At 43.6% G+C, this 6,765-nt stretch carries 8 protein-coding genes; 1 reads left to right on the top strand and 7 read right to left on the bottom strand.

Going from position 1 to position 6,765, the window contains the following annotated elements; genetic code table 11:
- The 4 genes from L2748_RS22645 to L2748_RS22630 all read right to left on the bottom strand — a co-directional run.
- A partial coding sequence (locus L2748_RS22645) for a hypothetical protein (protein ID WP_248957769.1) occupies window positions 1-415 on the bottom strand: 415 nt, incomplete at its 3' end.
- Between the two features lie 10 nt (window positions 416-425).
- Window positions 426-1,154: a P-loop NTPase family protein gene (locus L2748_RS22640; protein WP_220783336.1), complete on the bottom strand. Its 729-nt coding sequence runs from the start codon at window positions 1,152-1,154 to the stop codon at window positions 426-428.
- A 106-nt stretch (window positions 1,155-1,260) separates the two neighbouring features.
- Window positions 1,261-4,101, bottom strand: coding sequence for a zincin-like metallopeptidase domain-containing protein (locus L2748_RS22635; RefSeq protein WP_220783337.1), 2,841 nt, complete (start codon window positions 4,099-4,101; stop codon window positions 1,261-1,263).
- Complete coding sequence (locus L2748_RS22630) at window positions 4,088-4,318, bottom strand: conjugal transfer protein TraD (protein WP_246616283.1); 231 nt, start codon at window positions 4,316-4,318, stop codon at window positions 4,088-4,090. Before L2748_RS22630 ends, L2748_RS22635 begins: the two co-directional genes overlap by 14 nt.
- 72 nt (window positions 4,319-4,390) lie before the next feature.
- Here L2748_RS22630 and L2748_RS22625 point away from each other — a divergent pair, with 72 nt between their 5' ends.
- Window positions 4,391-4,786, top strand: coding sequence for a hypothetical protein (locus L2748_RS22625; RefSeq protein ID WP_220783338.1), 396 nt, complete (start codon window positions 4,391-4,393; stop codon window positions 4,784-4,786).
- Window positions 4,787-4,795: 9 nt separating this feature from the next.
- On the opposite strand, the gene L2748_RS22620 is transcribed toward L2748_RS22625, so the two are convergent.
- From L2748_RS22620 to L2748_RS22610, 3 genes are all read right to left on the bottom strand, one after another.
- Window positions 4,796-5,230: a hypothetical protein gene (locus tag L2748_RS22620; RefSeq protein WP_220783339.1), complete on the bottom strand. Its 435-nt coding sequence runs from the start codon at window positions 5,228-5,230 to the stop codon at window positions 4,796-4,798.
- A gap of 92 nt (window positions 5,231-5,322) precedes the next feature.
- Entirely contained in the window at window positions 5,323-5,862 is a 540-nt protein-coding gene (locus tag L2748_RS22615) for a hypothetical protein (protein ID WP_220783340.1), read from the bottom strand.
- Entirely contained in the window at window positions 5,856-6,530 is a 675-nt protein-coding gene (locus L2748_RS22610) for a hypothetical protein (protein ID WP_220783341.1), read from the bottom strand. The genes L2748_RS22615 and L2748_RS22610 overlap by 7 nt, the downstream gene beginning before the upstream one ends.
- Window positions 6,531-6,765 lie beyond the last annotated feature (235 nt).

The following is a 6,765-nucleotide window of genomic DNA, read 5'->3' as shown; positions in this document are numbered from 1 at the left end:
CCATATAGTTAAGCTTTGCGGCTTTCTGAATCTTTTCAGCCGCAGCGCTGGTTATTACTTGTTGATTAGCTATTTGTGATTCGAGATCAGCGAAGAACTTTTTTTTTGCGTCCGCGATTTGATCGCGGTTCTCTTCTAAACCAACACGTATTAAGAGCTCTGCTTTTCTGTCGATAGAATCACTCCACTTAATAAGGTTGTTTGACATTTCATGGTTAAGTTGGTGAAACGTCATTTCTAGGGACTGGTTTAAATGGTTGAGTTGTTGTTGATCTGCGAGCTGAGATTTATATAGGAAGTACTCATAAATAGTGAGTTGCATGAGCGTAACTTCATTCCTTTGAGGAATGATCCCATGACGCTTTGCAATGTTATCGAGTAACTCTGCATGATCGGATTTAAATGCGTTATCCATGGTGATCACCTTAAAGAATATTGGCGACACGAATGTCATTAAAAATGTCGTCTTTCAGTAACGCCAATCGCTGTCTTGGCATGAAAAATAGTGCGTTGTCATTGATCGCTTCATTGAATAATTTCTTGGATCTAAGCATTTCAATAAAATCACGCTGGAAGGTATCTTTTTGCATCACTGGTAGAGTGATGATGGCGTTGATCTTTTCTTTGTTTTTTGTGTATGTTTTTAATTCTTGAAAACTTTTGCCGTTCATTTCAATTTCCCCCCAGTATGGATTACACCAAACCGCAAAGAGAGCATTGTCAGGGTAGTTAGTTACAAGGCTGTCTAATCCATGCAAAGTATCCATCATTGATTGTCCACCGGTTACGACGGTATGGATAATCACTTCACGCCCCATCTTTGTGAGCATATCAATGATCTTACCTTTGATGAGGTAATTTGACAGAGGCACAAAGCAACTGGCGCCGTTATCAATCACAAAATCTTGCTCAGGGTGTTGATTGATTAACTCCATGAGTTGATCGAATTTTGACTGGTCTACATCGTTGTTCACCAGGATATCGAGTTGATGGACGTTAAGTGCTTTGTAAGCCCCAAAGGATTGGTTAACAGGGTCGGTATCGATGCACATTGGGATATTGTCGTGCTCGATGCAGTACTGCGCGATTAAACTGGCCACGAGTGATTTACCTACGCCGCCTTTGCCTTGTAATACGAAATGAATTTTTGACATGGTATGTCCTTATTTAATTTGATTAAGTTACGTTTTCAAAACAAAGGCAGCCGAAAGCGCCGCCTTTGCGGTGATAAACGTTAATAGGGTTGAGTGAGTTATGGGACTAGCGGGTAAAGCCGTGGCTCTTTTGCTGGGTTTTAACCTGTACAGGCGCTTCTTGCTGTTGCTCTTTGATTTGGTGTAAAGCTGCGCATAATTGGCGCTTAACCCCTTCAATACCAAACTTACTTTTGAGCTTTAAATCGTTGAAGTCAGTGAAGCGTTTCATGCCATTAATGGCGTTGCGTTCTTCGTCTGTCACTTCGTTGTTACGCCATTTTTCAGGCGTCATTGGTTGTAAGTGGCTTGGGTAATTCTGCTCCCCAGGTGCAAAGATGGGAAATAGGGTTTTGCCACCGGTTAACTCTGCTGCTTTCGCAGCTTTATTACGGCCAACGTTACCTTTGATTTCTGTAAGGCTTAGGTGCGCGTCATCATCACCGCAGATAAGCAGCGTTTTATCAGGGAATTTGTCGTGTAGCTCCTTAGCCACTTCAATCACGTTACCGGCATCAAATGCCGATATGACAGGGTGTTTACTGGCTTCTGCGATGGTATCAGCGGTCGCGAGCCCTTCTGCAATAATCAGCGTTGAGACTCTGGCGATATCTTCCAATTCACCGCCGACGATGTGGAATGTACCGGTCTTTTGCCCTCCACGGGGAAACATCTTGGTGCCGTTGGCCTGAATGGTTTGCGCGGTTCTGATATCCCCCTTGTCATCAATAGCCGGTACAAGTAATTCACCTGTGGTAAAGATGAGTTTGTCAGGGTTGGCTTCGCGCAGCGCTTTACTGGCCTTCCAGTTTTCACCGATAAGAATATCAGGGTCATTAGGTAAGCTGTTTGGCGGTGGAACACACAAGAGCTTGGCTGTGGTTAATTGTTTGTCGGTAATGTACTTCTCATTACCCGTTGCTTGAGTGCAGACCGCAACCAGTCGAGTGATTGCGTTAGCGACTTTGGTTTGCTCTTTGGTTTTGGCTTCTTGTAGTTCTTGCTGCTTTTGGGCAGCAATGGCTTGGTACTTGGCTTTTTCTGCTGGGCTCAGGTTATAGCCTTTGGCTTTCCACTTGGTTTCTTCACCGGTTTTGTTGTTAATGGCATAACCCCAAGGGTGACCATCAAGTGAGCCTACGTACATACCGGCGCCTGAATTATGAGATACACCGGCTTTATCGGTATCAACACGGCACCGATGCTTTTTACCGTCCATGATAGGGTGCTCTCCTGACACGTCAAACCCCATAAAGGCCAGTTTGTCGGTAAATTCTTCACGTGCATCTAATGGTTGCGCGGCTTCTACCTGTTGGTTTTCTGGTAACCATTGACGGCACTTATCAAGCAAGGTGTCATCTTTGCTGGTATTGATATACCAGGCACTTTGCTGTTTATCCCACTTTGCACCGGCGACTTTGGCTTCGTTGCGTTCTTCATAGGGGACGGCTAGATAGTGCTTGGTTGTCGTGGGTGTGGTGACTGGCCATTGATTGAAAGGAGTTAAGTCAGTGCCTTTGGGGACGCACCAGTGACTGGTTTGTTTATCCCATTTGGCGCCGAGTGCTTTTACTTGGTCCTTTTCTTTGTAAGGCACGTCAAGGTAGATTTTCTCAACGTCATCCCTTTGTGGCGCCTGTGCAGCTTGATATGCAGATTGATGTGGGGCTTGCTGGTGAATTTCTTCAATCTGCTTAAGGTTTTGATAAGGCGTTAAGGCAACAAGTAATGAATCTCTTTGTTGTTCAGCGTTGAGGGTGAAGTCTTTACCCTCAATGGTTTCACCTTCTTGCCCTGTGTGTACCTGCCCGTCTGGTTTTAATCGTGACTGGATGGGGACGGGCATTCCATCGGGGGAGTGATAATTAATGATGTACGGTGATACTAAATCTTCCTTGTTTGAGGTTAACACCGCCATAAAGCCTAACTCTTTGGCTGTGTCTTGTAAGGTTGACCAGGATAACTGCGCGTCATCATCGAGTTCATGCTCTGCTGTCATGGTGTGCTCCTGTTGTAGCTCAAAGCCGAGTAGCATGGTTAATATCTTTTCTGCATCGGCCGCGGCTCTGAATATTTCAAGTGGGTCATTTTTAAGGGCGGTTACCCAGCTTTTAACGTAGGCGGTATGTTGGCTAGGGTCGTGACCAATGCCTAACTCCTCACCCAATATCATTGATGAGATTTCAGCGCGTAGTTCTTCTTTTGCGTAGGCTTCACTGCCAAAGGGATTGGCTAAATCGCGATTAAGGCGTGAGGGGTGACCGGTCCAGTGGCCTAGTTCATGTAGCGCCGTTGCATAGTACTTACCGGCTTCATCAAACTGCTCTTTTTCGGGGAGGTGAATACTGTCTTTAGCTACAGAATAAAATGCGCGGTCTGCTTGGTCGTGGTTAATCTTGGCACCAGAAGCAACGAGTAACTTTTCAGCTCGCTCAATGTTTTGCCACTGTTGTTCTTCATTGGGCGGCTCAACCACTAACGCGGGTAAGCCTTGGATTTGCTCAGCATTGAACACCGAGGCATAAAAGACTTTAGGGCGCTCAAGTTTCACTTTGATTTTAACTGGCTTACCCAGTGCATCCTTAACGACTTTACCGTTCTCGTCGGTCTTGTTCTTTTCATCATAAAATTTCCAGAACTGTACTAAGGTGCCTTTTTCGCCTTTCTGCACTTGTGCATCAACCGCAGCAGCTTGTTTATAAGTCATCCATCGTGGGTCGCTGTACCCCTGAGCCATGAGGTTTAAGGTGTTAATGCCTTTGTAGCGTCGATTGTTGTTAGGGTTATAGGGAAGATGAGGTTGTTGCTTATCGGTCCAAGGCTGTTGCCATGGCGCTGTGCCTTGCTCTAAGCGTTCAATCAAATTAGCGGCAACAGTTTCATGGAAAGGGCGTTTAGTTGTGCTCATCGATTAGCTCCTCTGTGTCTAACACATCATTTTCAGATAGCGCATCTTCAACAAAGGCGCCCGCAAGTTCGGCTTCATCGGGTGAAAAGCTTGCGCCAAATCCAGGTGTGGTTTCGGCGTCTTGTGATTTTTGAGCTAATAGTTCGTTGGTAGACATCGGTGAATGTAAGTCAAGTTGAGTGCTATTTTGTGTTTTAGGCTTATTTGTTGTTTTCACGTGTATTTTTCTTTGAATATTTTGTTTTTAGGTGTTTAATCTAGGTAATCGTCTTTAATTGAGTTTGCCGCTATGGATAAAGAGCTTGGTGGTATTGTTATTGCATTGGTTGTTTTTGTATTTTGTTCGTTATTGGCCTTTATGGAATTGCCATCTTCGGTGTTTGGTTTGGTGGTAGACCGCTTACTCTGTGTTATTGGAGTGATGTTTACGATGTTGTATCTAGGGCTTTGGTATCGTGCAATGTGGGCAGTGATGCTGTTTCCTTTACTGAGCGTAGGAATGTGGGGAGCGTTTGCACCCCTACTCACTCATTGGGGAACAGATTGGCAGTTACCTTACGGTGAAACCATTGCGTTTTATGGTTCAACCACTTTTCATGTAGGAATAGGATTATTTATTCTGGTGATGGAGTACGTTTGGCTTTGGCGCCAATACATTAAAGATAATAGAAGTCTTAGTGTGTAACGTTGTTATTTATTGTGGTTGTGCAGCTTGTAAGTAGAGTTGCCGCCACTCAGTTGCGGCTTTTTTCGGGGTATGTAATACCATTTCTAACATTTCACTGGTGGTTCCCGCGAGTCCTACAATGCTATGTCCTATAGCGATTAATTCGTCATCCACATTCGCTGCAATGGCTAATGTGGCAAACTCACACTCTTTCATTTGGTCAGTAGCTACAACCTCGCCACAATAATGAGTTTTTAAATAATTGATTAATTTAACGTAACTTTCAGGAACAATAATAATATCCCCGTCAAAAAATATACTAGGTATTCGCCGTTTATTTTGCAGTTCATTAACAACTTGCTCGTACATTGAGTTTTTAACTGTGATAAAGCAAGATGGATATATTGGGTATTCTGTATGATTTTTAGGAATTAGATTTTTTTCATAACAGCTCTTATACATGATATAGCGCTCCGTTGTTTAGATTAATAATCATTTTTTTTGCTATCTGTTTTAAGTGTGGCGGGAGGTAAATCATTGTTTTCGGGCTGTAATCACCCATTATTGAACGCTTTACCCCCTTCGTGCCAAGCTCTCATCTCGTCATCCAACTCATAGGAACCCTGCCACCCTTCAAGCCAACCTTGATATTCAATTGAGTTCTGCTCATAAGGGTTGTCAGTAGTTGATACACCACAGTAAAATGCTTCCAATCCAGCCATCCAACCTATAGAAGAACGACGTTCATCTTCAGTGCAGAGTCTGTGCCCTTTATTGGCTCGTTTTAGTCGGGATTGTCCAATCGCGCGAGGAAGGCTAAGTTCTTGTTTGCGTCCAGCCTTATCTCCAGTAATCACCCAAGAGGAACACCCATACTCAAGTACGCCTTTATCGACAAGTCGCTGTAAAAGTGCTTCGAAAACTAAAAATTTAGGATGGTATTGATTTATCAATTCACCAGCATCGGTGTAGTACATATCGACACTGTTTTCACCTATACAGTCAAAGAGCAGCACTCTTCCTTTAAGCACCTTTAGCAGTCCTGCTTCAAGTGTTATTGGAACGTGCTTACATTGCTTACGTGGTTTCAACATGATTCGCCCTCCAATCGTGCAGCATGAAAGTCGCGCCATTGTTTATTTTGGCGACCTTGTTGCCAGCCTTCTAACCAAGCATCAAAAGAAACGGTTGAAGTAACATACGGATTATCAGTATCTAATTTATCGTCATCAAACGCTGCTTTTCCTTCTTCTCGTGGAATATATGTTGGGTCATTATCTTGACGAGCAAAAATATACTCTGAAAACGACAAACATAACCCTTTGCCTGTGATTGGAATTCCCGCAATTTCGAGATCAAACACTCCCACAATGATCCAACCATCGTCTTCATGCTTAATCATCCATTCAAGCAATGCTTCTAGCTCAGGACACGCTGTTTTTTTCAACTGGTCAATGACTTCATCGTTTTGTTCACTGGTGCAATAGCGCGGGTTACTATAAGAATGGTATTCATCATCCCTGTAAGGTAGTGCTTCCTTGGATACCACTGATATACCCATATCGAAAAAAGGATCTGGACAATTTTTCAAGAAGAGATCTGTTGCGGTTGGTGAAACCATAAACTCAAGTTCTGCCGCCTCCATTTCCAAGCGATTAATCTTTGCTTGTTTATAACGATACCTGTTTGAATCAATCATTTCCCTTAATGCTTTTAGTCTTTCGCATGAGAAATGCAGCTTAAAGCTGTTTAATTGCGTCATAAGTATTCCTTAGCTCTGAGAAGTTTGTAGATGATGTTGCGCCATGTTGAGTGGCGCAATCGAAGGAGAAGTTAATTGCTTGGGGCTGAGGTCGTGAAATCAATATCAATGACGCGGCACTTAAGCTTAAAGCCTGTGGTTTGGTCTGTAGTGGTCAAGTAAAACTGGACACGGACTTGTACGTATTCCAAAATCTTCGTTCAGATTCATTTGGGGTCAAGCCGCCATTATAACT

The sequence above is a fragment of the Shewanella sairae genome (genome assembly GCF_023283535.1).
Taxonomy (GTDB): Bacteria; Pseudomonadota; Gammaproteobacteria; order Enterobacterales; family Shewanellaceae; genus Shewanella; species Shewanella sairae.
This window is presented reverse-complemented; position numbering and strand designations above follow the sequence as displayed.

Bases quoted from the DNA above. Each gene is read 5' to 3' on its own strand.
- L2748_RS22640 (WP_220783336.1), bottom strand. From the start codon at position 1,154: ATGTCAAAAATTCATTTCGTATTACAAGGCAAAGGCGGCGTAGGTAAA.
- L2748_RS22635 (WP_220783337.1), bottom strand. From the start codon at position 4,101: ATGAGCACAACTAAACGCCCTTTCCATGAAACTGTTGCCGCTAATTTG.
- L2748_RS22625 (WP_220783338.1), top strand. From the start codon at position 4,391: ATGGATAAAGAGCTTGGTGGTATTGTTATTGCATTGGTTGTTTTTGTA.
- L2748_RS22620 (WP_220783339.1), bottom strand. From the start codon at position 5,230: ATGTATAAGAGCTGTTATGAAAAAAATCTAATTCCTAAAAATCATACA.
- L2748_RS22615 (WP_220783340.1), bottom strand. From the start codon at position 5,862: ATGTTGAAACCACGTAAGCAATGTAAGCACGTTCCAATAACACTTGAA.
- L2748_RS22610 (WP_220783341.1), bottom strand. From the start codon at position 6,530: ATGACGCAATTAAACAGCTTTAAGCTGCATTTCTCATGCGAAAGACTA.